Genomic DNA, 25,375 nt, shown 5'->3' with positions numbered 1-25,375 from the left:
AGCCTCAATGCGGAATGTAGTTCAGTGAGTTGGCGCGGGCGTTGTTGATGCGGATCTCCAGGTGCAGGTGGTAGCCGCCGCCCGCACCCCAGACGCTGCCGGTGTTGCCCACATAGCCCAGCAGATCGCCCTTGGCCACGGGGGTGCCCGCCGAGACAACGTAGCTGCTCATGTGGGCGTACAGCGTTTCGTACAGGTTGCCGTCATCGGCGCGGCCATGGGTGACCATGACATAGTTGCCGTAGCTGGAATGGGCGCGCGCCACGCTGACGATGCCGTCCGCCGCCGCGTAGATGGGCGTGCCCCTGCCGGCGGCAAAGTCGGTGCCGTTGTGGGGCTTGCCCCACGGGTCGGGGCTGGAAAAGGTGTTGGTGATGGTGTAGTGTCCGGGCAGCGGATTGCCGAAATCCAGGCTGGTAAATTTCAGGTTGGCGCCGTACTTGTCGCCCTGGGCGCGGTTGTAGGCGTCCAGCTCGGCAATGGCCTTGTAGTAGGCGGCCTGGGCGGCCTTGGTGACCAGGTTCTGTGCCTCCTGCGCGGCCTGTTGGGCTGACAGGGCAGAGTTTGCCTGCTGCAGCGCACTTTCCAGCTGTGCCTCGGACGCATTGAGCTGCGCCTCCTGCTCGGCCAGGGCGGTTTCGGCGGCCTCGGCCTCGGCAGTGGCGGCCTCGGCGGCCTGACGTGCCAGCTCCAGCGCCTCGGCTTCGTCGTTCAGGCGGGTCAGCGTGGCGCTGTTCTGGGCGCTCATCTGGCGCAAAGTTTCGCTGAAGGTCAAAATCTCGTACAGGCTTTTGGCCTGTGCCATGTAGGCCAGTGCGCCGCCGTTGTCCAGCATCTGCATGGCGCCCATCTGGTTTTTGCACAAGGCCAGGCTGGCGTCGTACTCGGCCTGTTTTTGGTTCAGCGCATCCACGGCGGCGGCCTCGGCGTTGCGGCGCTCGGCCACAAGCTGCTGCGCCTCCTGCTTGGCGGCGGTCACGGCCTCGATCTGCGCGGTGATCTCCGCAATTTGGCCTTCCAGCTGCCCGATTTGCCCCTTGGTGGCGCTGGTCTGGCTTTGCAGGGCAGCCAGCTGCTTTTTGGCGTCCTCATATTCCTGCTGCGCCTGCTTTTTCTGCTCGGTCAGGGTAGTTTGCGTTGCGTCCGCCGATGCCGCTGCGGGGCAAAGCAGGCAGACGGCCAGCAGAAACGCCAGCATGACCGCGATGTATTTTTTCATGGTCGGCAACGTCCTTTGCAAAAATGACAAGATTATTACAATCGTATACCACAGTATACCACAGGAACCCGCCTGCCGTCAAACACAATGCCGCCGCCCGTGCCCTTAGGCAACACCGCACAATTCCCGCCTTACGGCTTAAGCACCGCTCCAGCGGCTGCGGCACGGCATCTGCGTTGCCAAAATGCTCGATAATACACAAAGTATTATCTGCGCTTTTGGCTTAGCATCTGCCGCACCTCGCTCGCCGTATCGGCACTTAGAATTATGCGATATTGCCCTTATACAAAAAATGTGCCCGCACAGGCGGACACAGAAATGTATCGGAATCGTCAAATAACGCGATGCTCTGTCCATTTCCCGCTCAGGAAACGCAGCCAGAAGCATGCGCTGCGGCAGATCCAGTCAATAAACATGCCAAACCAGACGCCGGTCAGGCCCATGTGGAATTTCAGCACAAAAATGTAGCTCAAAATCACGCGGAACAGCCACATGCTGACGATGCTGACCGTCATGGTGTACTTGGCGTCGCCGCCGCTGCGCAGGGCGTTGGGCAGCGTAAAGCTGCTGGCCCAGAAAAACACGCTGAACACGTTGAACCACCGCACCACCGTGACGCACATGGCGGCGGCCTCGGCCGACAGGCTGAACCAGCCCGTCAGGTAGGGGATGACCGCAAACATGACAACGTTCGTGATGGCCAGCCCCGTCATGGCCGTGCCGACCAGCAGCAGGGAATAGCGCTTGCCCTGCTTTTTCTCGCCCGCGCCCAGGCACTGCCCCACGACGGGGATCATGGCCAGGCTGATGGTGTTGCCGGGAATATTCGCCAGGGTGGAAACCGAGTTTGCCACCGCGTTGGCCGCAATGGCGCTGGTGCCCAGGGTGGAGGTCAGGCTGCTGACACAGAGCTTGCCGATCTGGAACATGCCGTTTTCCAGCCCGGTGGGGATGCCGATGCCCAAAATGCGCAGGATCGTTTCCTTATGCGGGCGCAGCTCCTGCCAGGAGTGCACGCGCAGCGGGTTGGAGATGCTCTGGTTTTGCAGCATCAGCCAGACAGCGGCGATAATGCGGCCCAACAGCGTGGCCAGCGCCGCACCCATGACGCCCATCTTAAAGCCGTAGATCAGGATGGCGTTGCCTGCAATGTTAAAGATGTTCATGACAAGGCTGGCCAGCATACTGATGCGGCTGTTGCCCTGCGCGCGGAACAACGCCGCGCCGCCGTTGTAAAAGCCGATGAACGGGTAGGACAGCGCCGTGATGATGAGGTACTGCTGGGCAAATGCCATGACGTCATCGTCAATGCTGCCGAACACCAGCCGCAGCAGCGGGCGGGACAGCGCTAAGCAGATGACCGTCAGCGTAACGGTGCTGATGCCCAGCACACAGTACAGCTGGGCGGCGCTGTGGCGGGCGTTTTCCTCATCGCGGCGGCCCATATACTGGCTGGCGATCACGGCACCGCCGCTGGCCAGCGCCGAAACGATTTGAATGATCAAAATATTCAGGCTGTCCACCAGCGACACGCTGGAAACGGCAGCCTCGCCCACGCCGGAAACCATCAGCGTGTCGGCCATGCCCATGGTGACACTTAAAATCTGTTCCAAAAACAGCGGCCAGATCAGCGTGGCCAGCTTGCGGCGGGTAAACAGGGGTGCTTGGGTCTGCATGACATACTCCTTTGTTATTTGCAATAACGAAACTGCACAATATCTGCGCAAAGTATCTTTATTATACCGCAGGGCCCAGCACTTTTCAAGGGTGCAAAAATTGCGGCCCTATGCCCATAAATGGCGATAGAACCGCAATTTTTATAAAAAACGATAAAAATCCGACCGCAAATATATTGCGCACTTTGCAAGGGCTATTCGGGCGCCTTCATGCTTTCGACCATCGAGATGGCTTTCAGCTTGCGCCCCATGACCAGGTTGACCGCCGTGCTGAAAACCAGCGTCAGCGCCACGGCGTACAGGTAGCTTTGGGGGGCAATATCGCGCCCGAACATGACCGAATCCACCTCCACGGTGGTAATGATAAAGGCGTGCAGCGCCTTGCCCAGCGCAAGCCCCAACGCCGTGCCGATGCAGGCCAGCGCCGTGCTTTCGCGGTTGACGTAGCTGTACACCTCGCGGTCATAGAAACCCAGCACCTTGATGGTGGCAATTTCCTTGACGCGCTCGGCAATGTTGATGTTGGACAGGTTGTACAGCACCACAAACGCCAGCATGGCGGCGCAGACGATGATCAGCACGACTACGGCGTCAATGGAGTTGAGCATGTTCAGCACCTGCTTGACGGCGTCCTGCGTAAAGGTCAGGCTGACCACCGTGTCTATATCCAGCAGTTTTTCCGAGATCGCGGCGCGGTTTTCGGCCGATTCGTCGGTGAGCGTGCTCAGAACCGCATTGTACGTCGGTGCCTTGCCGAAGGCGGCGGTGTACACGGCGGGCGTAATGTAGGCGTAGTTGCTTATGTAGTGCTCGCAGACGCCTGTCACGGTAAATTCGGCGGCGTCGCCGTCGGCGTTTTTCAGCGTTACCGTGTCCCCGGCGGCAGCGCCCAGCGTTTTGGCCAGCTTTTCGGTCAGCACAATGCCGTCGTCGGTCAGCGGGGTCGGCTCGCCGCCGATGCGCTCGTGCAGGTCCATCAGCTGCGCAAACCGCGCAAGATCCTGCGGCACCATCAGGTACAGCTCCATCTCGCCGTCGGCGCTGTCACAGTGGGTGGACTGCACCGCCGCCGCCATCGAAAGGGGAAAGGTCTTGCTGTCCTCAAACAGATAGTCGTAAACCGCCCCCTCGCGCACGGCCTGCTCCTTGGAGACAACGGTCATCAGGTCGTAGTGCGACACATTGTCAAACTGCTTGGTGATGATACCGTTCAGCGAGTCTGACAAGCCGAAACCCGCCACCAGCAGCGCCGTGCAGCCCGCCACGCCGATGACGGTCATCCAGAAGCGCTTTTTGTAGCGCAGCAGGTTGCGGCAGGTCACCTTCCAGGTGAAGGGCAGCCGCCGCCAAAGCGGGGTGATGCGCTCCAGCAAAATGCGCTTGCCGGCCTTGGGGGCGCGGGGCAGCATCAGGGCGGCGGGCATCTCCGCCAGGGAGGCGCGGCAGGCCAGGGCTGTGACACCCAAGGAAAGCCCAATCAGCGAGGCACCGGCAAAAACTGCCTGCTGCAGCCGCCACGGCGTGGCGATCTCGGGCATATAGTACATCATGGAATACCCCGACCAGATGATGGTGGGGAACACCCGGAACCCCACAGCCAGCCCCACGACCGCGCCCAGCGCCGATGCGCCGAAGGCGTACCACAGGTATTTCTGCATAATGGTGCCGCGGGCATAGCCCAGGGCTTTCAGCGTGCCGATCTGCAGGCGTTCCTCCTCGACCATGCGGGTCATCGTGGTCGAGACCACCAGCGCCGCCACCAGGAAGAAGAACACGGGGAACACCGTCGTGATGGCGGTCAGCTTGTCCACGTTGGCCTTAAAAGACCCAAAGCTCGTGTTTTTGCTGCGGTCCCAGACGTACCATTCGGGCTTTTCCAGGTCGTTCAGCTTGGCCTCGCCGTCCTCGATCTCGGCGCGGGCGTCGGCCAGTTTCTGCTCGGCCTCGGCCTTGGCTTTGGCGTATTCCGCCTCGGCGTCGGTCAGCTTTTTCTCGTTTTCATCAATTTCCCGCTGCCCGTTCAGGATATCCCGCCAGGCGGCGTCCAGTCGGCCTTGGGCGTCCAGCAGTTGCCCCTGTGCCACGCCCAGCTCGACCATTTTCTCCTGCAAAAGCGCGTAGGCATCGTCCAGTTGGGTGCGGGCGTCGGTCAGCTGCTGCAAACCGGCCTCGTACTGCTGCTGCGCCTGCTTGAACTTTACCATGCCCGCCAGGGCGGCAGCCAGCTCGTTCAGTTCCTCTTTTTGCAAAACGCTTAAAATCAAGGCGTTCAGGGCCTCGTACACCTCGTCGGGCAGCAGGTCGCGGTGGTCCTGCAGCCAGGTGTAAGCATTTTGCAGGGCGTCCCACATTTCGTCGGAGGTCTCGGCGTCGGCCAGTGCCTGCACCAGAACCTTGGCCTCCTCCAACAGGGGCTTTTGCTCGTCGGGCAGCAGGTCGGCAGGGATGTCGTCCAGCTTGGTGCGCAGCTCGGCGGCGGCATCGCGGATCTGCCCCAGCTGCTCGTCGGAAATTTTCGGCAGGGGCAGCCCCTCGCCGTAGGTCACAAGCAGCTCCAGCATACCCTGCGCCGTGTCGGGCGGGGCGATGCCCTGCGCGGTGCAGTAGGCGGCCAAATCGGCGGCAAACTTGTCCACCGTGGCGTAATCGGTGCCCAGGGCGTCGGCCAGCTGCTGCACACCGTCGCGGTAGGCAGGCTCGTTTTCGTCCAGCTGCGCCTTGCCGCTGTCCAATTCCTGCTTGCCCTGCTGCCACTCGGCGTCGGCCTTGTACCACTGCCCCAGCGCGTCGTTCAGCTGCGCCTGGCCGTCCAACATCTGGTTGGTGCCGTTTTCCAGTTGGGTCTTGCCGTCGGCGTATTGCCGCCGACCGTCGGCCAGCTTGTTTTTGCCGCTTTGCAGTTGATTTCTGCCGTCCTCCAGCTGTGCGGCGGCATCGGCCAGCTGGGCTTCGGCGTCGGCCTCGGCCTCATAGTATTTCTGCCAGGCGTCGTCCAGCTCGGCGCGGGCATCGGCCAGCAGCCCGTCGTAGCGGGCCTGACAGCGATCGTCCTGTATGGCGGCGATGTTGTCCATCACCGTTTGCACGGTCTGCCGGTAAGGCTCGGTCAGGCTGTCCTGCTCCTTCGCCCCGGCGGCGGTCAGGTAAATTTCGGTGTAGGCCTCATAGGCAAAGGCTTCGGGCTGCAGGTACATCACCACCTGCACCGCACCGCTGCCCACGCTGGCAGGCTCGCGCTCATAGCTGAAATAGTTGCTGTTGTGCACCAGCCCCACCACGGTAAACCGGGTGCGGTTCAGCTTGCTGTCCAGATCCTCGTTCTCGGCGGTCACGGTAAAGACCGTACCCACCGAGTAGGTGGGGTTCAGCCCGGTGGCGCCCACCTCCACCAGACATTCGTCGGGGCTTTGGGGCAGACGTCCCTCGGCCAGCACCAGTTGGTTGATGGCCTCGTCCCCGTCGGGCGGCAGGCTGTGGGCGCGCGCCACGGCGCTGTCGTCCCCGGTCTGCACCAGCAGATCGGCCGAGTAGGCGGGCTGCACGGTCTGCACGCCGGGCACCTGCCGCAGGGCCTGCACATCGTCATCGGTAAGACCCAGTGTGGAAAGCACCCGCACATCGTAAAAATTGCCGTCGTCCATGTAGCGCTCCATGGATTCCTTCATGTCCACGGGGGTCGCGCTCAAACCGGCCAGAAAGCCCACGCCCAGGGCGACAATGGAGAATATGGCAAAAAACCGGCTGCGCGTGCTGCGGAAGGTGCGTATTACATTTTTGTTGTAGGTGCGCGGCATTTACCATTCTATCCTTTCTACGGGGGTGGGGTCGGGGTTCACGGTCTCGTCCAGCACGCGGCCGCTGTTGATGCGTATCACGCGGTCGGCCATGGCGGCCAGGGCGCTGTTGTGGGTGATGACGATGACCGTGCGGCCTTTTTCGCGGCAGGTGGCCTGCAAAAGTGCCAGCACCTGCTTGCCGGTTTTGTAGTCCAGCGCACCCGTCGGCTCGTCGCAAAGCAGAATTTTGGGGTTTTTGGCCAGGGCGCGGGCGATGGATACGCGCTGCTGCTCGCCGCCCGAAAGCTGCGCGGGGAAATTGCCCTTTCTTTCGGAAAGGCCGACCTCCTCCAGCACGGTGTCGGCGTCCAGCGGGTCGCGGCAGATCTCGGCGGCCAGCTCCACGTTTTCGCGGGCGGTCAGGTTTTGCACAAGGTTGTAAAACTGAAAGACAAACCCCACGTCGTAGCGGCGGTAGGTGGTCAGCCGCTTTTGGTCAAAATCGCTCACGCGCTCGCCGTCCAGCAGAATGGTGCCCTCGTCGCAGGTGTCCATGCCGCCCAGCATATTCAGCACGGTGGTCTTGCCTGCGCCGGAGGGGCCTAAAATGACGCAGAACTCGCCCTTTTCAATGGAAAAGCTGACGTGATCCGACGCGGCAATGCGGGTGTCACCCATCTGGTAATATTTACACACGTTGTCAAATAATACATACGGCTGCGGCATGGCATCCTCCGAGGCATAGATAATTTATTATAGTATACCATACTTCGCACCAAAATGTATGTTTTTTCGGTGAATTTTCAACGGGTCAATCCTCCGTGTCGCAGTCCTCCTCGGTGTACAGGGTCACGGTGCTGCCCCGGCGGGCACTGACGCCGTCGGCGGGGTACTGACGCAGAACCGTGCCGCCGCTGCCCTGCACGGCAGCAGCAAAGCCCGACTCGCTCAAGGCGGTTTTGGCGTAGCCGAGGCCCCGCCCTGCCAGATCCGGCACGGCGGCAAACAGCTTTTTCTGCTCGGCCTCGGTGTACTGCGGCGCGATGCCTAAATAGGGCAGGGCCTTTTCCAGCACCTCGGCACAGACAGGCGCGGACAGTGCGCCGCCGCTTGTTGTCCAGCTGTGGGGTTCGTCCAGGCAGACCAGCACCGCCAGCTTGGGGTCGTCAATGGGGGCAACGGCCACAAAGCTGGCAATGCGTGCACCCTCGTTTTGGCTGTCCAGCTTTTGGCTGGTGCCGCTTTTGCCGCCCACGCGGTAGCCCGCCAGCGCGGCGTTTTTGCCTGTGCCGGACGTCACGACCCCCGCCATCAGCTCGCACATGGTGCGGGAGGTTTCCTCGCTTATCACCTGACGCACCAATTTTGGCGCTGTATCGGTGGTTTTGCCGTCCGGCGCGGTGATGCGCTGCACAATATACGGCTGCATCAGCCGCCCGCCGTTGACCACGGCGCAGACGGCGGTCAGCATCTGCAAATAGCTGACCTTGCTGCTCTGCCCAAAGGCGCAGGACGCCAGCTCCACAGGCCCCATGCGGTCGGCGGTGTAGTATTCGCTGCGGCGCACTTCGCCCGGCAGGTCGATGCCCGTGGCGGTGCGCAGACCAAAAGCCTCGAAATAGCGGCAAAAATTCTCTTTGCCCAGCCGCGCGCCGATTTGGATAAAGCAGGGGTTGCAGCTTACCGCCAGCCCTTGGGCAAAGGTTTCGCTGCCGTGGATATGCCCGTTGGCGCAGCGGAACCGTGTGCCCGCCACCGAAATTTTACCCGCGCAGGTAAAGCGGTCGGTGGGGCGGCAGCAGCCGGTGTCCAGGGCGGCAGCGGCGGTAATCAGCTTGAACACGCTGCCCGGTTCGTACAAATCGCTGATGGCCTTGTTGCGCCACTGGGCTTGCTGGGCAGCCTGCAGCGCGGCGCTGCGCTCCTCCCCCTGCAGGGCGTTGACCTGCTCCCGCACGGTACTATTTATAAGGTAGCGCGGGCGGTTGGGGTCGTAGTCCGGCTGGCAGGACATGGCCAGCACCGCGCCGCTGTTGACATCCATCACAATGCCCACGCCGCGCTGCGCGACATGGTGCTCCTGCACGGCGGCGGCCAGCGCGCTTTCCAGCCAGTGCTGAATGTTGGCGTCGATGGTCAGCGTCAGGCTGCTGCCGGGCACAGCCTCGACCAGCGTCTGGTAGTGGGTGGGCATATCGTAGCCCCAGGCGTTCTTGGCGGTCAGGATTCGGCCGTTTTGGCCTGTTAAAACATCGTTGTAGCGCAGTTCCAGCCCCCAAAGCCCGGCGTTGTCCACATCGGTAAAGCCCAGCACCCCGCCCAGAAAATCCCCCTCAGGGTAGACGCGCTTGATGTCCTGGCGGATCTGGATACCCGCCGCCCCCTGCGCAAGGCACCAGTCCCGCACGGCATCGGCGGCCTCGCGCCCCACACGGCGGGCCAGCAGGCAGTCGTTGGAGGTGCGCACGCTCAGCTTTTGCAGCGTGTCGGCGTAGTCCAGCTCCAGAATTTCGCTCAGCGCCGCAGCGGCGGGCTGTACAAGGGCGTCGTCCAGCTCACGCGGGGCGGCGCGTATGGTCCAGCAGGTCTCGCCGGAGGCCAAAAGTGTGCCGTCAGCGGAAAATATCTCTCCCCGCGCGGCGGGCAGGGTGGCACCGCGCAGCTGCTGGTCGGCGGCGCGGCGGGCGTAACCGTCGGGGTCGCGCAGCATCAGCACGGCCAGGCGCAGCAAAAGCCCGCCCAGGCACACCACGGCCAGCACGGCGCAGAGCAGCCGCGCCCGCAAACGCATGGTGCGGCTTTGCTGCGGGGTCAAAAAGCGCATGGCAAATTCCTCCCTTTTGCCAAGGCTATGCGCTGTCAATCGGCAAAATGCCGAAAAAGTGTTCAAAATTTCTCCCCAATGCCCATTGATTTTTATGCAAAAGAGGCGTATACTAAGCACAAATAGGTTGACAAAAGATTGTCAAACCCCAACATAACCGTATCGAGGAGGCTATTATTATGGCTAGATTTACTCTCCCCCGCGACCTGTACCACGGCCCCAATGCGCTGGAGGCCCTGAAAACCCTGCCCGGCAAGCGCGCAATGATCTGCGTGGGCGGCGGCTCCATGAAGCGTTTCGGCTTCCTGGATCGCGTGGAGGCTTACTTAAAGGAAGCCGGCATGGAAGTGGAACTGTTTGAGGGCATCGAGCCGGATCCCTCTGTCACCACCGTCATGAAGGGCGCCGAGGCCATGCTGAAGTTTGAGCCGGACTGGATCGTTGCCATCGGCGGCGGTTCTCCCATCGACGCTGCCAAGGCGATGTGGATCAAGTACGAGTATCCCGACATTACCTTTGAAGAAATGTGCAAGGTTTTCGGCATCCCGCCGCTGCGCCGCAAGGCACACTTCTGCGCCATTTCCTCCACCTCCGGCACCGCGACCGAGGTGACCGCCTTCTCCATCATCACCGACTACGACAAGGGCATCAAGTATCCCATCGCGGACTTTGAGATCACCCCCGACGTCGCCATCGTTGACCCCGAGCTGGCGCACACCATGCCCAAAAAGCTGGTCGCCCACACCGGTATGGACGCCATGACCCACGCGATCGAGGCGTATGTTTCCACCGCCAACTGCGACTTTACCGATCCCTTGGCGCTGCACGCCATTGAGATGATCCAGGCTGACCTCGTCGGCAGCTACAACGGCGATATGGAAAAACGCGATGCTATGCACAATGCACAGTGCCTGGCCGGTATGGCGTTCTCCAACGCGCTGCTGGGCATCGTCCACAGCATGGCGCACAAGACCGGCGCTGCCTTTGCCGATTACGGCGCCCACATCATCCACGGCGCCGCCAACGCTATGTACCTGCCCAAGGTCATTGCCTACAACGCCAAGGACCCCACCGCCAAGGCCCGCTACGGCGTTATTGCCGACAAGATGCACCTCGGCGGCAGCAACGATGACGAGAAGGTCGAGCTGCTGATCAAGTACCTGCGCGGCATGAACGATGACCTGAACATTCCGCACTGCATCGGCCACTACGGCCCCGACTCCTACCCCTGCGAGAAGGGCTTTGTGCCGGAGGAAGTGTTCCTGGAGCGTCTGCCCGAGATCGCCAAGAACGCGATCGCCGATGCCTGCACCGGCTCCAACCCCCGCCAGCCCAACCAGGAAGAGATGGAAAAGCTGCTGAAGTGCTGCTACTACGACACTGAGGTTGATTTCTGATTTTCTGATTCAGTATGCGCCGCCCCTCTGCGCTGCGGAGGGGCGGCGCTTTTGCTGTGCGGCAGGGGCGGGGCATGCCCCGCCCGCGACCTAACGGCAACGGTACATGTACGGGTTCATTTCCGCCTGCAATTTTTGCAAGAATCTGCGCAAGAAATCACAGCTTGACTTTCGACAGGTTAATGATATACTCTTATTGTACGAAATCGAACTGTTAGAAAACGAACAATTCACAATCGAACAGTACATCGCAAAACAAAAATCGACAGAAAAGCAGGTGATTTCCAACGTCTAACCAACCAAACACCGCGCCCAATTGCCCCGACTGCCCCGACTGTAAAGAAGAACACGTCGGCGCACTGGTGTCTGAGGTTTCCCGCACCATCCGCCGCGCCCTGGACGCCCGCGTTTCGGCGGAGGTCGCGCCGGAACTGGGCGGCATACAGGGCATGGTGCTGGGACGCATTGTTGCCGCCAACCGCGAGGATCGCGACATTTACCAGCGCGATATCGAAAAATGGCTGCATATCCAACGTTCCAGCGTTACTTCTATGCTGCAAAACATGGAGCAGGCAGGGCTTATCACCCGCAGCGCCGTGCAAAAGGACGCCCGCCTCAAGCGGCTGCAGGCGACCCCCAAGGGCGTTGCCTACCACGACCGCGTGCACAATACCATCGACCGCTACGAAACCGAGCTGCAGGCCGGGCTTTCGCAGCAGGAGCTGGAAACGATGTGCCGCGGGCTGAATATTCTTTTGCGAAACGCTCAGGTCATTCTGGATTCCTCTGCCGAAATAAGAAAGGAGCAATAAAACCTTGCTGAACACACTTGCCAAAGAGACAAAAGGCGTCCGTTTGGTTTCCGTCCTGACGCCTGTCTGCATGATCGGCGAGGTCATCATGGAGATGATCTTGCCCAAGCTGATGTCCACCATCATTGACGACGGCGTCACCGCCGGCAACCTGTCTGTCATCTACCGCGTCGGCGGCTGGATGATCGTGGCCGCTGCCGTAGGTCTGTTCTTCGGCGTCATGGGCGGCGTGCTGGGTGCCCGTGCCTCCACCGGCTATGCCCGCAACCTGCGCCGTTCGATGTTCCAAAACATCCAGACCTTCAGCTTTGCCAACATCGACAAATTTTCCACCGCCGGTCTTGTCACCCGCATGACCACCGACGTCACCAACCTGCAAAACGCCTACCAGATGATCCTGCGTATGGCGATCCGCGCCCCCGCCAGCATGATCATTGCCATGTGTATGGCGTTCTCCATCCACGCGGGGCTTGCCAGAATTTATCTGGTTGCCGTTATTTTCTTAGGGATTTGTCTGGTCATCATTATGACCCGCGCCAGCCGCTACTTCTCCGCCGCCTTCAAAAAATACGACGACCTGAACGAGAGCGTGCAGGAAAACGTCTCCGCCATCCGTGTGGTCAAGGCCTATGTGCGCGAGGATTTTGAGAGCGAAAAGTTCAAAAAAGCCTCCGGCAACGTGCAGCAGCTGCTGCTCAAGGCCGAAAAAGTCCTGTCCTACAACGCGCCCCTGATGATGGCGACCGTCTACACCTGCATTTTGCTGATTTCCTGGCTGGGTGCGCGGATGATCGTGCTGTCCGGCGCGACGGAGTTCACCACCGGCGAGCTGATGTCCATGCTGACCTACTGCATGAACATTCTGACCAGCCTGATGATGCTGTCGATGGTCTTTGTTATGATCACCATGTCCGCCGCCAGCGCGCGCCGCATCAGCGAGGTGCTGACCGAGCAGAGCACCCTGGCCAACTGCGACAAGCCCCTGACGGAGGTCAAGAACGGCGCGGTGCGCTTTGACCACGTCTGCTTCCGCTATAAGGAGGACGGCCGCGATGTGCTGAGCGATATTTCGCTGAACATCCGCTCCGGCGAAACCGTGGGCATCATCGGCGGCACCGGCAGCTCCAAGACGAGCCTTGTGCAGCTGCTGCCCCGCCTGTACGACACCACCGCCGGTCACGTTTACATCGGCGGCGAGGACGTGCGCAGCTACGACCTGGACACCCTGCGCAACAGCGTGGCCATGGTCTTGCAGAAAAATGAGCTGTTCAGCGGCACCATTGCCGACAACCTGCGCTGGGGCAACAAAAACGCCACCCAGCAGGAGTTGGAGGATGCCTGCAAGCAGGCCTGCGCCGATGAATTTATCGAGCGCTTCCCCGACAAGTACGAAACCCACATCGACCAGGGCGGCGCGAACGTGTCCGGCGGTCAGAAGCAGCGCCTGTGCATTGCCCGCGCCCTGCTGAAAAAGCCCAAGATTCTGATCCTCGACGACTCCACCTCCGCCGTCGATACCGCCACCGACGCCAAGATCCGCCGTTCTTTCGCCGAAAAGATCCCCGGCACGACGGTGTTTATCATTGCGCAGCGCATTTCCAGTGTCGAGAACGCCGACAAGGTGCTGGTGCTGGACGGCGGCCGTGTCAGCGGCTTCGGCACACCCGCCGAGATGCTGGCCACCAACCCGATCTATCAGGAAGTTTACAACAGCCAGACCAAAGGCTCCGGCGACTTTGACGAAAAAGGAGGCGAGGCATAATGGCAGAGAAAGCAAAAGTCGTAAAAGTCGGCCCCGGCGGTGCCCGCGGACCCCGCCCCAAGGTCGAAAACCCCGGCAAAATTTTTATGCGCATTATGCGCTATGTCGGTGAAACCTACACCGTTGCCATGGTCGCGGTGATGGTTTGCATCGTTGTCAGCGTGCTGGCTACCGTGCAGGGCACCCTGTTTATGCAAAAGCTCATCGACAACTACATTCTGCCCCTGCTGGCAGAGCAAAGCAGCGATTTCTCCGGTCTGGCGGCTGCCATCGGACGCACCGCCGCGTTCTACCTCTGCGGCATCATCGCCAACTTCTCGCAGGCGCGCATCATGGCGCACGTCACCCAGGGCACGCTGAAGCGTCTGCGCGACGATCTGTTCACCCACATGCAGACGCTGCCCATCCAGTATTTTGACCGCAACGCCCACGGCGACATCATGTCCATCTACACCAACGATACCGACACCCTGCGCCAGATGATCAGCCAGAGCATCCCGCAGCTGTTCAACAGCAGCATCATGGTCGTCAGCGTGTTGGTTTCTATGATCATGCTCAGCCCGCTGCTGACGCTGGTGACGCTGATTATGGTCGGCGTCATGCTGCTGGCGACCAAGTACCTGACCACCAACTCCGGCAAATACTTTGTGTCGCAGCAGCGCGACCTCGGCGCCGTCAACGGTTTTATTGAGGAAATGATGAACGGGCAGAAGGTCGTCAAGGTGTTCTGCCACGAGGACGAAGCCATTGCGCAGTTCAACGAGCTGAACGACGCCCTGTTTGAAAGCGCCGACAAGGCCAACCGTTTCTCCAACCTGGGCGGTCCCGTCAACACCCAGCTGGGCAACCTGTCCTATGTGATGGCGGCGATGATCGGCGGTGCATTGGCGCTGGGCGGCGTCGGCGGGCTGACGCTGGGCAAGCTGGCGAGCTTTTTGACCTTCAACCGCAGCCTGAATATGCCCATCAGCCAGATCTCCATGCAGTTCAACTCCGTCATTATGGCGTTGGCGGGCGGTCAGCGCGTCTTTGCCCTGATGGACGAAAAGCCCGAAGTGGATGAAGGGCAGGTCAAGCTGGTCAACGCCAAGCGTCTGGCCGATGACAGCGTCACCGAAACCGACGAGCGCACCAACCTGTGGGCGTGGAAGCGCGTCAATGCCGACGGCACCGCCGACTACCGCGAGCTGAAGGGCGACATCGTCTTTGAGGACGTGGACTTCGGCTACTATCCCGACAAAATTGTACTGCACGACGTCAATTTGTACGGCCGTCCCGGCCAGAAGATCGCCTTTGTCGGCTCCACGGGCGCGGGCAAGACGACCATTACCAACCTGATCAACCGCTTTTACGATATCCAGAAGGGTGCCATCCACTATGACGGCATCGACATTACCCACATCCGCAAGAGCGACCTGCGCGCCTCGCTGGGCATCGTGCTGCAGGACACCCACCTGTTCACCGGCACCGTGCTGGAAAATATCCGCTACGGCCGCCTGACCGCCACCGATGAGGAATGTCGCGCCGCCGCCAAGCTGGCGAACGCCGACGAGTTCATCCGCCGCCTGCCCGAGGGCTACAACACGATGCTGACCGGCGACGGCACCAACCTGAGCCAGGGTCAGCGCCAGCTGCTGGCGATTGCCCGCGCCGCCGTTGCCGACCCGCCCGTGCTGATTCTGGACGAGGCGACCTCCAGCATCGACACCCGCACCGAGCGCCTGGTGCAGCAGGGCATGGACGGCCTGATGTACGGCCGCACGACCTTTGTCATTGCGCACCGTCTGTCCACGGTGCGCAACTCCGACTGCATCATGGTTCTGGAGCAGGGCCGCATCATTGAGCGCGGCACCCACGACGAACTGATTGCGCAGAAGGGCAAGTATTACACCCTCTACACGGGGAATTTTGCCGAAAATTCGTGATCGAATCAAACAAAATTACTGGGATGGATTAACGCCATCCCGGTTTTTTTGTGTAATATGCCGCATTAACGCGAAAAAGTTGACGGATTGGTAAAAAGTGGTTATAATAGTACACGTAGACACGCAAAATCGTGTTGGTTTACCCTGCGGACAGTGCCCCGTGCCCGTCCGCCGTTATATAAGGAGGAGAGCCATTATGGCAACCAAGAAGAAAATGACCCAGACCGTCATCGCTGACGGCAAGTTCTATACCATCAGTTCCGCCAACGGCAAGGTCGTAGAAGTCGCTGACTTCAACATGGACAACGGCGCCAAGATCCAGCTGTGGGACAACGCCAACGTTGAGTGGCAGCAGTGGAGCTTTGTCGCCGCAGGCGACGGCGTTTACCGCCTGCAGAACCGTTTCACCGGCAAGATGCTGGACCTGAACATGGGCGGCGTCAGCGACGGCACCCGCGTTCACCAGTGGGAAGGCGCCCCCGCCAGCAGCCAGCTGTGGGTGGTTGAGCCGACCAACGACGGCCGCGTCAAGATCAAGTCCAACCTCGCCGGCAAGCTGCTGGACGCCGGTATGACCGCCGACAACGGCACCGCCCTGCAGATCTGGGCCGACGTCAACGGCGACAACCAGTTCTGGACCATTGACGAAGTTACCCGCAAGCCCAAGACCAGCGCCAAGGCCAGCGCCGCCAAGGCCAAGGCCGAGCTGACCGCCGCTGCCGAAAACGCTGCCGAGGAAGTGACCAAGGCTGTCAAGGCTGCCGCCAAGAAGCCCGCCGCCAAGAAGGCTGCCAAGGCTGTTGAGGAGACCGTCAAGACCGTAAAGCCCGTCGTCGAGGAGACCGTCAAGGCCGCCAAGCCCGTTGTCGAGCAGGCCGCCAAGACTGTGAAGCCCGTCGTCGAGGAGACTGTCAAGACCGCCAAGCCCGTTGTCGAGCAGGCTGCCAAGACCGTAAAGCCTGTCGTCGATGAGACCGTCAAGACTGTCAAGCCCGTTGTCGAGCAGGCTGCCAAGACCGTAAAGCCCGTCGTCGATGAGACCGTCAAGACTGTCAAGCCCGTTGTCGAGGAGGCCGTCAAGGCTGTCAAGTCCGCCGCCAAAAAGACCGCCGGCAAGAAGAACCGCAAGAAGTAATTACAACCTGTAATTACTTACCCTATATATCCATTTCGTAATATTGTGCTGTAACGAGTTGCCCCCGAAACGCTTTGCGTTTCGGGGGCTTTTTTTGTGTGCGGGTATAAAAAGGGGAGAGGACCTCTCGTCCTCTCCCTTTACGCTATTCGTTGTACGCGGCAAAATCAACCCAATGCGGCGATGCTCTCGTGGATTTTGGCGGCCTTTTCCTGGGCGGCAGCCAGCTTGGCGCGGGTTTCCTCCACCAGCTTGGCGGGGGCTTTTTCCACAAACTTGGGGTTCTTCAGTTGATTCTCGAACATGGTCTGCTCTTTTTCGGCCTTGGCCAGTTCCTTGTTCAGGCGGGCCAGCTCCTTCTCGCGGTCGATCAGCTCCATCATCGGGATAAAGCCCTTCGCGTCGGGGGTGGCCACGTTGACCATGCCCTCGGTGCTGCCGGTGTACTTGTCGGTCACGGTGACGTCGGTGGCAAAGGCAAAGCGTGCCAGGTAGGCACCGCCCTTTTCAAAGGCGGCGGGGCTGGCGGTTTCAATCACCATCGTGGTCTTTTTGGCGGGGTGGACGTTCATCTCGGCGCGCATCGCGCGGACTGCCTTGATGTAGTCCATCAGCTTTTCAAAGTCGGCGCATTCGTCGGCCCAAACGGGCATGTTCTCGTCGCCGGGCCACTTCTGGGTCATGATGGTCTCGGCGCTGCCGGGCAGGGCCTGATAAATTTCTTCGGTGATAAAGGGCATGAAGGGGTGCAGCAGCTTCAGCGCCTTGTCCAGCACATACACCAGCACCTTGCGGGCGGTGTCGGCAGCCTGTGCGTCCTCGCTGTTCAGGCGGGCCTTGCAGATCTCAATGTACCAGTCGCAGTACACTTCCCAGATGAAGTTCTCGATCTTTTCGGCGGCCAGACCCAGCTCGTACTTGTCCAGGTTGGCGGACGCATCGGCGGCGACTTTGGCCAGCTCAGACAGCACCCACTTGTCGCTCATGTCCAGCAGGGCTTCCTCGGGCAGGCCGGGCCGGAAATCCTCGGGCAGGTTCATCTGCACAAAGCGGGAAGCGTTCCACAGCTTGTTGGCAAAGTTGCGGGCTGCCAGCACTTTTTCGTCGCTGTAACGCATATCGTTGCCCGCGGTGGAGCCGACGATCAGCATCAGGCGCAGCGCGTCCGCGCCGTACTGCTCAATGACTTCCAGCGGGTCAATGCCGTTGCCCAGGGATTTGGACATCTTGCGGCCCTGGCTGTCGCGCACGATGCCGTGGATCAGCACGGTGTCGAACGGAGCTTTGCCGGTGTAGGCAAGGCCGGAGAAAATCATACGGGAAACCCAGAAGCCGATGATATCATAGCCGGTCACCAGCGTGTTGGTGGGGTAGAAGTAGCGGTAATCCTCGGCGTTTTCGTCGGGCCAGCCCAGGGTGGAGAAGGGCCACAGCGCGCTGCTGAACCAGGTGTCCAGCGTGTCGGGGTCCTGGGTCAGCTTGCTGCCGCCGCATTTGGGGCAGGTGCAGGGGGCGTTTTTGGCAACCACGGTCTCGCCGCAGTCGTCGCAGTACCAGGCGGGGATCTGATGCCCCCACCACAGCTGGCGGCTGATGCACCAATCGCGGCCGCCCTTCATCCAGTTGAGGTAGTTCTTGGTAAAGCGCTCGGGCACAAACTTGATCTCGCCCTTTTCCACACTCTCAATGGCGGGCTTGGCCAGCGGCTCCATCTTGACGAACCACTGCTTGGAAACCATTGGCTCAATGACGGAATGGCAGCGGTAGCAGGTGCCGACCTCGTGGGTCAGCGGCTCGGTTTCTTTCAGGGCACCGCAGGCTTCCAGATCGGCCAGCATGGCCTTGCGGGCTTCCAGCGCGGTCATGCCGGCGTACTTGCCGCAGTCCAGGACTTCCGGCTCGTCGGCGGCAGCGCGTCCGGCGGCACGCTCGGCATCGGCGGCAGCCTTCTCGGCGGCGCCGGTCATGTGGCCGTCATAGGTCAGAACGCGGATCATCGGCAGGTCGTGGCGCTTGCCGACCTCAAAGTCGTTGGGGTCGTGGGCGGGGGTGATCTTCACAACGCCGGTGCCCTTTTCCATGTCGGCGTGCTCGTCGCAGACGATGGGGATCTCGCGGTCCAGCAGCGGCAGAATGACATGGCAGCCATGCAGGTGGGCATAGCGCGGGTCGTCGGCGTTGATCGCCACGGCGGTATCGCCCAGCATCGTCTCGGGGCGGGTGGTGGCCAGCTCAAGATACTCGCCGGTCTCCTTCACCTTGTACAGCAGGTGCCAGAAGCTGCCCTCCTTGGCCTCGTACTCGACCTCGGCGTCAGAAATGGACGTGTTGCAGTGCGGGCACCAGTTGACCATGCGGTTGCCGCGGTAGATCAGCCCCTGATCGTACAGGCGGACGAACACTTCCTTGACGGCGTTGGAGCAGCCCTCGTCCATCGTAAAGCGCTCACGCTGCCAGTCACAGGAGCAGCCCAGCTTTTTCAGCTGGCTGACAATGCGGTTGCCGTAGGTGTTCTTCCAGTCCCAGGCACGCTCCAGGAAGCCGTCGCGGCCCACCATCTCTTTGGTCAGGCCTTCTTCGCGCATCTTGGCTACGACCTTGGCCTCGGTGGCGATGGAAGCGTGGTCGGTGCCGGGCACCCACAGGGCGGCATAGCCCTGCATGCGCTTGTAGCGGGTCAGGATATCCTGCCAGGTCTCATCCATGGCGTGGCCCATGTGCAGCTGGCCGGTAACGTTCGGCGGCGGCATTACGATGGTGAAAGGTTTTTTGCTGCGGTCGATCTGGGTATGGAAATACCCCTTGTCGCACCAGTTCTGGTAGATGCGGTCCTCCGTACCCTGGGGCGCATACTGTTTGGCGAGTTCTTTCGGCATTTGTGTAAACCTCCTTGAGAATTGCGGGGCGTGTAACCAATAGAAAAAGCCGCCCCATGAGAAAATCATGGGACGGCCTGAAAAATTCAAGTCGCGGTACCACCCAAGTTGCCTTGTAAAAGGCCGCTTTGCGGCAGGGCAAACACCCCGCCTGCCCGAATAACGGCGGCAAACCCGTGCGCGGCTAGTAAAGTTTCACCGCGCCTGCTTGAAAGCGACAGCACACAGCGGGCCTTGCCGGGCTTGCATCACCCCCGGCTTGCTGAAAAAGCCCTGATCTGCACGCACTCTTTCGCACTGCATTGTACCTTATAATGTACCGCACAGTGCGGGAAATGTCAAGTAGGAAATTGGCGAAAGGCTCCCTCTGCGAGGGAGCTGTCGGCGAAGCCGACTGAGGGAGAGAAAATTTTTACTTATATAGAACTTGCCCGCTTATTCCCACTTCTCCCACACCTCCGGGCAATACCCGGCGGTTGCCTGGCGGCCGTTGCGTACAATGGGCTGGCGCAGTAACTGCTGGTTTTCAAACAGCTTGTCGGCCTGCTGGCTTTCGTCCAGCCAGCGCAGCAGGGCCAGCGTGTCATTGTCTTTGGCATTTTCGTCCACCAGCTTGGCCCAGCCGCCTACTGCGCGGCAGACGTTATCAAACTCGCCGCGGCTCATGCCCTTTTCTTTCAGGTCGATCATCTGGAACTTGATGCCCCGCTCCTTAAACCACCGCTGTGCCTTTTTGGTATCAAAACTTTTGTTCGTGCCGAAAATCTGAATGTTCATCCGGGTTGTCTCTCTTTCTCTGGGATGTCGTGTAGGGGCGGATGCTCGTATCCACCCGCAAAACCACTGCACATTTTATAAAACCAGCATACCACACCGATCCTTTATTGACAACCGCACCCTAAAAAATATATAGTATATTATGTATGCCATCCGCAACAAAAAAGGGAGAGTATCAACCATGGAACTTGCTGTTATCACGGCCAAACAGGTGGCAGAACTGCTGCTTATGATTTTGGCCGGTGCAGTCTGCTGCAAAGCGGGCGTGTTCAAACCCAAAGAAAAATCGATCCTTGCCAATCTGCTGCTCTATCTGGTCGTCCCGGCCATGGTGCTGGACAGCTATATGGTCGAGTATGACCCCGCCACCTTCCATAACCTGATGCTGGCGTTCGGCCTGGGCGCGCTGGTGCTGCTGGTGGGCCTGGCAGCGGCATTTGCGGCAACCATCAAGGTGCAAAAGGACGTGCGCGCCATCCTGTGGTTTGCCTGCGCGTTCTCCAACGCCGGGTACATGGGCTTCCCGCTTATCAAGGCACTGTTCGGCAGCGAGGGTCTGCTCTACGCCAGCGGTTTTGTCACGGTTTTTAACATCCTGATCTGGACTATCGGCTATGTGGTCGTTTCCGGCCAGGTCAACCCCAAGCAGACGGTGCGCGCCGTGGCAACCTGCCCCTGTATCATCGCTGTTGTGGTCGGTCTGTTTCTTTACCTGGCCCGCATCCCTCTGCCGGAGATCCTCACCGGCCCCATCGGTGCCATCGGCGATATGAACACCCCGCTGTCCATGATCATCACCGGCGCGACGATCGCATCCAGTGACCTGAGAAAGCTGCTGAAAAATAAAAATCTCTTCCTTGTCTGGGGCCTGCGCATGTTGGCTATCCCGGCGGTGGAGCTGCTGATCTTCGCCCTGCTGGGCCTGCACGGCACCGTGCCCACCATCGTACTGCTGCTCGAAGCCTGCCCCTGCGCGGCCATCACCACGATGTTTGCCATCCAGTTCCACCACGATGAAGAACTCGCCGCCGGTGCGGTGGTCTTTTCCACCCTTTCCAGCATCCTGACCCTGCCGCTCTACGCCCTGCTGCTGACGATGGTATTGGGCTAAGCGCAAAAGCATCCCCTTGCCCTCAACCCCCATAGGTGCTATAATAGAGCTTCAAAAGAGGAGTCCCCACATAAAAGGAGCACTATGCAACAACAAAAAACATCCCCATGGCTGGTCGCGTTCCGCATTCTCTTTACGGCGGCGCTGCTGGCCTGTATCCTCTTTATCTTCCGCAACTCCATGCAGACGGGCGAAGTCTCGTCCGCCCGCAGCCAGGCCGTCACCGCCATGGTCAACGGCTTTTTGGGCAAGTTCGGCCTTGGCCCCTTGTCTGAACATCTCATCCGCAAGCTGGCGCATTTCTCCGAGTTCATGCTCGAAGGTTTCCTGCTGATGCTCTGCCTGCGGGTCTACACACGGCGTTTTGTCCGCCACGTCAGTTGGCCGCTGCTGGCTGGTATGAGCACCGCCCTCATGGACGAGACCATCCAGCTCTCTATCCCCAACCGCACCTCGTCTGTGACCGATGTCTGGATCGACATGGCCGGTGTTATCGCGGGGCTGTTTGTGGCCCTGATCATTCTCTTGATCCTGCGTGCCGCTGTGGCATTCTACCAGGTCAAGCGTGAAAACAAAGCGCTGCGCGCCGAGCAGGAAGCCCTGCGTCAGCGCGAGCATGAACGTCTGGCCCGCCGCGCCGCCCACCGTGCGGCCAAAGGCGAGGAACCCGATGAGGAGGAAAACGAAGCATGACCACCCAACAGGCAATCGAAGCACTGCACGCCCTGCCGCGTCTGGGGCAGGGGGCACCCGGCCTGGCCCGTATGCAAAACCTGATGGACCACCTGGGCAACCCCGAAAAAGAACTGCAATGTATCCACATCGCAGGCACCAACGGCAAGGGCAGCCTGGCCGCCATGACCTCGTCGATCCTGACTGCCGCCGGGTACAAGACCGGCCTGACCATCAGTCCGTATGTTGTCGATTTCCGTGAGCGGTTCCAGATCGACGGCGAGATGATCCCGCCGCGCACGCTGGCCAGCTTGGCCCAGAAGGTGCTCGACGCCGTGGACGCTATCGAGCTTGAGGGCGGCGAGATCCCCGTCCAGTTTGAAGCCGTCACTGCGCTGGCACTGCTCTGGTTCGCACGCGAAAAGTGCGACCTCGTCGTGCTGGAAACAGGTCTCGGCGGCCGCTGCGATGCCACCAACATTGTGCCGCACAAGCTCGTTGCCGCCATCACCAAGATCGGCTACGACCACACCGAGATCCTCGGCGACACGCTGGACAAGATCGCCGCCGAAAAGGCCGGTATTATTAAAGAAGGCTGTGCCGTCGTCAACTACCCCGAGCAGCCCGCCGAAGCCATGGGCCCCATCCTCGGCGCTGCGGCCGAGACGAACACTGTCATCATCACGCCCGAGATGGACGACATCCGCCTGCTGCGCGGCAAACGGCTGGAAAACCGCATCGACTACGGCGGCTACAAGGCCAACCTGCAATTTCCCGGCGCGCATCAGGCCAACCATGCCGCCATGGCCGTGGAGATCGCCCTCGCCCTCTGGCGCGAGTTCGGCTACGATATCTCCGACGATGCCATCGAGCAGGGCCTGAACAACGCCCACATGCCCGCCCGCATCGAGGTCATGCGCCGCCATCCGCTGCTCTTGCTGGACGGCTGCCACAACCCGGACGGTGCCAAAGTCCTGGCCGAAACCCTGACCAAAGCCGAGTACGAGGAAAACCTCGTCGGCGTGCTGGGCATGCTGGCCGACAAGGACTATAAGGACATGCTGTCTGACCTCGCGCCCTGCTTCGCCAAGGTGTTCACCGTCACGCCGGACTGCCCGCGCGCCCTCTCTGCAGAGGATTTGCAAAAGGAAGCCCGCTTCCACCTCGACGCCGAAGCCGCCGCCAGTGTGCCAGAAGCCCTGCGCAAAGCCCTTGACTACTGCGAGGAAAACAACCTCGCCGGTGTGGTCGTCTGCGGCTCGCTCTATCTGGCGGCCGAAGCCCGCCCGCTGATGCTCAAAGAAGCAGAAAATTAACGCGCCACCGCCCTGTTTTAACAAAATATGCACCCGAAAGCCTGTACTGTAATGGTACAGGCTTTTTGTTTTGGCAAACGCCGTACATTCAAAAGGAAAAAGGGGCAAGCACTATGGCAAAGGTTTGTTTTGTGCCGGGCAGCGGCACGCTGGCGGCCTATTTAAGCGGCGAGATCGACCATCACGCCGCGCAGTCCATCCGGCGGGAGATCGACGCCCAGGTGGACGACCGCCTGCCGGAATTGCTGACGCTGGATTTTTCGGGCGTTACGTTTATGGATTCCTCCGGTGTTGGGCTGATCCTGGGTCGCGGACGGCATATCTCGGCGCTGGGCGGCCGCCTTACCGTGCAAAACCCGCCACCCGCGGTGCGTCGCATGCTCGACCTGGCCCGCATAACCTACGCATAAAGGAGAACTGCCATGAAGATGCTCAATCAGGTCAAGATCACCTTTGCCAGCCGTTCCGTCAACGAAGGCTTCGCCCGCGCGGCGCTGGCGGCGTTCCTTGTGCAGCTCGATCCCACCGTCCCGCAGCTGGCCGACCTCAAAACTGCTGTGTCCGAAGCTGTCACCAACTGCATCGTGCACGCCTACCCGGATGGCATCGGCCCCGTCACCCTCACGGCGGCACTGTACGAGGGTGGTGTCGTGCGCATCACCGTCACCGATCGCGGCGTTGGCATCACTGATGTAGACAAGGCTATGCAGCCTATGTACACCACCGGCGACCCCGAGGAACGCGCGGGCCTTGGCTTTGCGGTCATGCAAAGCTTTATGGATAAGGTGCGTGTTTCCTCGCGGCCCGGGCGCGGCACCCGCGTGACCCTCACCAAGCGGCTGGACGCCCGCAGATGACCTTTACATATTTGTAAGGAGGATTCTGCCTATGCCAGCCCAGACCATCCAAACCATGCCGCGCGAAGAATTTATCGAGAAGAATCTCGGCCTTGTTCATGCCTGCGCCGGGCGTTTTAAAAGCAGGGGCATCGAGTACGAAGAACTGTACGCCGCGGGCTGCCTGGGGCTGGTCAAGGCGGTGGACGGTTTCGATACCACACGCGGGGTCTGCTTTTCCACCTACGCCGTGCCGGTGATTTTGGGCGAGATCAAAAAGCTGTTCCGGGACGGCGGCACGGTCAAGGTCAGCCGTTCACTCAAAGAGCTGGGGCTGAAAGTCAACGCCGAACGCGAGCGCTGCTTAAAGCATACCGGCCGGGAGCCGGGCGTTGCCCAGCTGGCCGAAACCCTGCAAACCACCCCGGAGCAGATCGCCCTGGCCATCCGCGCGTCGCTGCCCGCACTGTCCCTGACCCCCGGCAATGACGAGGACGGCACCCGCGAATGGGACGTGCCGGTAGACTCGCCCGAGGAAACACTCTCCGACCGCATCGGTCTGCGTGAGGTGATGGACAAGCTGGAACCCAAAGACAGGGAACTGATCCGCCTGCGCTTCTTCGGCAACCGCACCCAAACCGAAACCGCCAAGATCCTCGGCAGCACCCAGGTCCAAATCTCTCGCCGCGAACGCAAGATCTTGGCCTGGATGCGCTTGCAGTTATTAGACCTATAAGCTTTATATATCGCAACTCCCGTCAACCGTAGGGGCCGATGCTCGCATCGGCCCGCTTCGCATTTATATGCGTATGCAATCTTTCCTCTTGAACGTAGGGGGCGGCGTCCCCGACGCCCCGTAGGCTCCCCTAGAGGGGTGACTCCCCACAGTGTGGGGAGATGTCGCGCAGCGACAGAAGGGTTCGGCCGCGTAAGCGGTGTCAGCGAAGCTGACTGAGGGGGGCCACGCCGCGGCCTTCCCGTCAAACCGCACATTTTCCTCCACGCAGCCTTGTGCATCTCCCCAAAAGTAATACAACCCCTTGACATGCGCCATTCTAATATGCTACTATACTCCCATCGCAGAAGAATTGTCGATACCAGGCATATTTACCACTGAAAGCAAAAAAATCCGAAAAAAGTTGTAAAAACCTGTTGACAAACTGTATCTCCTGTGGTATCATAATCAAGCTGTCCGGCGAGAGAGCTCAAGGGACAGCACAGCAGGACCTTGAAAATTGAACAAAACTGAAACTTGTGGAAC

At 60.4% G+C, this 25,375-nt stretch carries 18 protein-coding genes; 11 read left to right on the top strand and 7 right to left on the bottom strand.

All coding sequences use genetic code 11. The features are described from left to right. Positions 1 to 4 precede the first annotated feature (4 nt). From Q0I19_RS08960 to Q0I19_RS08940, 5 genes are all read right to left on the bottom strand, one after another. The gene (locus Q0I19_RS08960) at positions 5 to 1,219 is read right to left on the bottom strand and encodes a M23 family metallopeptidase (RefSeq protein ID WP_294759629.1); all 1,215 of its coding nucleotides are present in this window, start codon (positions 1,217 to 1,219) and stop codon (positions 5 to 7) included. A gap of 332 nt (positions 1,220 to 1,551) precedes the next feature. Continuing rightward, on the bottom strand, positions 1,552 to 2,895 hold the full coding sequence (locus Q0I19_RS08955) for an MATE family efflux transporter (RefSeq protein WP_294761642.1): 1,344 nt from the start codon (positions 2,893 to 2,895) through the stop codon (positions 1,552 to 1,554). 194 nt (positions 2,896 to 3,089) lie between these two features. Then, the gene (locus Q0I19_RS08950) at positions 3,090 to 6,689 is read right to left on the bottom strand and encodes an FtsX-like permease family protein (protein ID WP_294761639.1); all 3,600 of its coding nucleotides are present in this window, start codon (positions 6,687 to 6,689) and stop codon (positions 3,090 to 3,092) included. Next, positions 6,690 to 7,397, bottom strand: a complete 708-nt coding sequence (locus Q0I19_RS08945) for an ABC transporter ATP-binding protein (protein WP_294761636.1) — start codon at positions 7,395 to 7,397, stop codon at positions 6,690 to 6,692. 85 nt (positions 7,398 to 7,482) lie between these two features. Then, complete coding sequence (locus Q0I19_RS08940; RefSeq protein ID WP_294761635.1) at positions 7,483 to 9,495, bottom strand: penicillin-binding transpeptidase domain-containing protein; 2,013 nt, start codon at positions 9,493 to 9,495, stop codon at positions 7,483 to 7,485. A gap of 179 nt (positions 9,496 to 9,674) precedes the next feature. Here Q0I19_RS08940 and Q0I19_RS08935 point away from each other — a divergent pair, with 179 nt between their 5' ends. The 5 genes from Q0I19_RS08935 (at position 9,675) to Q0I19_RS08915 (ending at position 16,526) form a co-directional block, all read left to right on the top strand. Beyond that, entirely contained in the window at positions 9,675 to 10,892 is a 1,218-nt protein-coding gene (locus tag Q0I19_RS08935) for an iron-containing alcohol dehydrogenase (RefSeq protein ID WP_294761632.1), read from the top strand. 362 nt (positions 10,893 to 11,254) lie between these two features. Beyond that, positions 11,255 to 11,704, top strand: a complete 450-nt coding sequence (locus Q0I19_RS08930; RefSeq protein WP_294761631.1) for a MarR family transcriptional regulator — start codon at positions 11,255 to 11,257, stop codon at positions 11,702 to 11,704. 70 nt (positions 11,705 to 11,774) lie between these two features. After that, a complete protein-coding gene (locus tag Q0I19_RS08925) occupies positions 11,775 to 13,466 on the top strand; it encodes an ABC transporter ATP-binding protein (protein WP_294761644.1) in 1,692 nt (563 codons plus the stop codon). Then, complete coding sequence (locus Q0I19_RS08920) at positions 13,466 to 15,391, top strand: ABC transporter ATP-binding protein (RefSeq protein WP_294761629.1); 1,926 nt, start codon at positions 13,466 to 13,468, stop codon at positions 15,389 to 15,391. Before Q0I19_RS08925 ends, Q0I19_RS08920 begins: the two co-directional genes overlap by 1 nt. A gap of 196 nt (positions 15,392 to 15,587) precedes the next feature. Beyond that, positions 15,588 to 16,526, top strand: coding sequence for an RICIN domain-containing protein (locus Q0I19_RS08915; RefSeq protein ID WP_294761627.1), 939 nt, complete (start codon positions 15,588 to 15,590; stop codon positions 16,524 to 16,526). Between the two features lie 167 nt (positions 16,527 to 16,693). Here the strand turns inward: Q0I19_RS08915 and Q0I19_RS08910 are convergent, their stop codons facing one another. Together Q0I19_RS08910 and Q0I19_RS08905 are read right to left on the bottom strand one after the other, a co-directional pair. After that, positions 16,694 to 19,402: a valine--tRNA ligase gene (locus tag Q0I19_RS08910; protein ID WP_296023631.1), complete on the bottom strand. Its 2,709-nt coding sequence runs from the start codon at positions 19,400 to 19,402 to the stop codon at positions 16,694 to 16,696. 435 nt (positions 19,403 to 19,837) lie between these two features. Continuing rightward, positions 19,838 to 20,179, bottom strand: a complete 342-nt coding sequence (locus Q0I19_RS08905) for an ArsC/Spx/MgsR family protein (RefSeq protein ID WP_296023628.1) — start codon at positions 20,177 to 20,179, stop codon at positions 19,838 to 19,840. 181 nt (positions 20,180 to 20,360) lie between these two features. Here Q0I19_RS08905 and Q0I19_RS08900 point away from each other — a divergent pair, with 181 nt between their 5' ends. The 6 genes from Q0I19_RS08900 to Q0I19_RS08875 all read left to right on the top strand — a co-directional run bounded on the left by Q0I19_RS08900 (position 20,361) and on the right by Q0I19_RS08875 (position 24,850). Beyond that, positions 20,361 to 21,290 carry an AEC family transporter gene (locus Q0I19_RS08900; protein ID WP_296023626.1) on the top strand — a complete coding sequence of 310 codons (930 nt, stop codon included), beginning with the start codon at positions 20,361 to 20,363 and terminating at the stop codon, positions 21,288 to 21,290. Positions 21,291 to 21,374: 84 nt separating this feature from the next. Then, positions 21,375 to 21,983: a VanZ family protein gene (locus Q0I19_RS08895; protein WP_296023623.1), complete on the top strand. Its 609-nt coding sequence runs from the start codon at positions 21,375 to 21,377 to the stop codon at positions 21,981 to 21,983. Then, a complete protein-coding gene (locus Q0I19_RS08890) occupies positions 21,980 to 23,278 on the top strand; it encodes a folylpolyglutamate synthase/dihydrofolate synthase family protein (RefSeq protein WP_296023621.1) in 1,299 nt (432 codons plus the stop codon). Before Q0I19_RS08895 ends, Q0I19_RS08890 begins: the two co-directional genes overlap by 4 nt. A 113-nt stretch (positions 23,279 to 23,391) precedes the next feature. Further along, positions 23,392 to 23,688 (top strand): anti-sigma factor antagonist, encoded by a 297-nt coding sequence (locus tag Q0I19_RS08885; protein ID WP_294712727.1) that lies wholly within the window; start codon positions 23,392 to 23,394, stop codon positions 23,686 to 23,688. A 12-nt stretch (positions 23,689 to 23,700) separates the two neighbouring features. Beyond that, positions 23,701 to 24,135: an anti-sigma F factor gene (gene spoIIAB / locus Q0I19_RS08880; RefSeq protein ID WP_294724441.1), complete on the top strand. Its 435-nt coding sequence runs from the start codon at positions 23,701 to 23,703 to the stop codon at positions 24,133 to 24,135. A 31-nt stretch (positions 24,136 to 24,166) separates the two neighbouring features. Next, positions 24,167 to 24,850, top strand: a complete 684-nt coding sequence (locus tag Q0I19_RS08875; RefSeq protein WP_296023618.1) for a sigma-70 family RNA polymerase sigma factor — start codon at positions 24,167 to 24,169, stop codon at positions 24,848 to 24,850. The last annotated feature ends 525 nt before the right edge of the window (positions 24,851 to 25,375 follow it).

This window comes from uncultured Gemmiger sp., from assembly GCF_934561205.1.
Lineage (GTDB): Bacteria > Bacillota > Clostridia > Oscillospirales > Ruminococcaceae > Gemmiger.
This window is presented reverse-complemented; position numbering and strand designations above follow the sequence as displayed.